The sequence below is a fragment of the Candidatus Aegiribacteria sp. genome, assembly GCA_021108005.1.
GTDB lineage: Bacteria > Fermentibacterota > Fermentibacteria > Fermentibacterales > JCC-6 > Aegiribacteria.
In genome coordinates this window covers 1-1,624 of the sequence record JAIORS010000130.1, presented here as the reverse complement: position 1 = coordinate 1,624, position 1,624 = coordinate 1, and the positions used below count along the sequence as shown (strand labels likewise).

Below are 1,624 nucleotides of genomic sequence, written 5' to 3'. Positions count from 1 at the left end.
AGATGCACCCCGATTGATAATTTGCCCCAGTTAACGCTGGAGAAATACGAGGAGATATCGCTGTCTGCGGATTCACCGGGGAGTTTCCATTTTCGGGTTACATCACCGCTTGTCAAGCGGTTCTCTATTTTTATGACTGTTGCGCCCAGCTCTGAGAAGAAGGCGCCAACACTGGGACCGGCGAGAACATTTGCAAGCTCGATAACCTTCAATTCGGCAAAGATGTTATTCAGTGACATTTTTTCTCCCTGAATTTAGTCCATAGATGCCCTATAACAATGAATAGAAGAGCAGATCCGACAGCTCCGTATGTTTTGTCAATACTGAAGAAACCCAATCTGCCGGCGATGATGCAGATGAATACAGTGAGTGTACCGCCGACGAATGCAAGTTTGGCGCCCAGTGGTGTAATCCAGCCCCGTGCGTAAATGCCCAGAACTATGACTATCGCTCCTATAGCTCTGATGGCGTAAGACGCATAAGCCGCGTCAAGGATTGATCCTCTGAGATAAACTGCCAGAGGTATGGTAATAATATTGACCAGAAGTACCAGTTTACGGGCAGTAACAAGTATTCTCCTGTCATCCGCGGTTTTATTGATCAATCCGTGATAGATGTCTTTTGTTGCAATTGTTACAACAGCGAAGTTCACAGGGCCGACAGTGGAAAGAATCGCTGCAAGAATGCCCGCAAGCGCCAGCCCTCCGAGAACCGGAGGAATGAACACTGATGAAGTCAGCAGTGATGGTAATGCCATCTTTGGATCACACGAAGCAGTATCGAAAAAGAGGCCTGTTTTTGCGATCAAACCAAGTATCCCGACCATAATTCCGAAAGGAGCGATTATAAGGCTGGATGCAATGGCAGCCCGCCTGGCTGTAAGGGGATTCCGCGCGGCAAAGATAGGCTGAATGCTGGCCTGTCCGGCCATTCCCCCAAGTATACCTCCAAGCAGCAGGCTGAAAGCATAACTGATATTCGCGCTGAAAGGATTGTAAAGATTAGCGGGGGAACCTGATGCGACCAGATTGCTTTGCAGTGTCGCCAATCCCCCGACCTTCTCAAGCCCGATTATCAACGCAATGCCGATCCCTGCGAACATCGTCACTACATGAATGATCCCGGTCACCGCAAGGGCGTGCATGCCACCTAAATACGTATACAATGTAATGATAACGGATGAAATGAGTATTGAGGTTAGCCAGCTGATACCGAACAGAGGAGCAATCACACTGGAGCAGGTTTGAAGTTGTACATAAGCCAGGGTTATATAGGCGATAAGGAATGAGATGGCGGAGACAGTCCGCACTTTTGGGCCAAAGAGATTTTCAAGCATCTCGCTGACCGTATGAACATTTTCCTTTCTGTATCGGGAAGCAACTGTAAAACCGATGATAACCATGCCAATCGCAGTCGCCATATTGTACAGTACAGGCTGCAAAGTGCCTGTGGTAAATGCTTTTTCACTGACCCCGATTGTGCTCATGCCGCCCAGCCACTCCGCGGCCACTACAACAGCACACACAACTACCCCAAGATTCCTGCCGGCAATAAGGAAATCAGAAGCAGAGCGGCTGGCAAATCGTCTGGTAAACAGAGATACCAGTATGACAAAAGCAAAATA

The 1,624-nt window shown here is 48.5% G+C and carries 2 protein-coding genes; both read right to left on the bottom strand.

All coding sequences use genetic code 11. From position 1 onward, the window contains the following. The coding region (locus tag K8S15_07795; protein MCD4775939.1) for a CoA transferase at positions 1 to 239 on the bottom strand (239 nt) is incomplete at its 3' end. After that, positions 230 to 1,624: sodium:solute symporter family protein (locus K8S15_07790; GenBank protein MCD4775938.1), on the bottom strand; the 1,395-nt coding region annotated here is incomplete at its 5' end. The genes K8S15_07795 and K8S15_07790, both read right to left, overlap by 10 nt.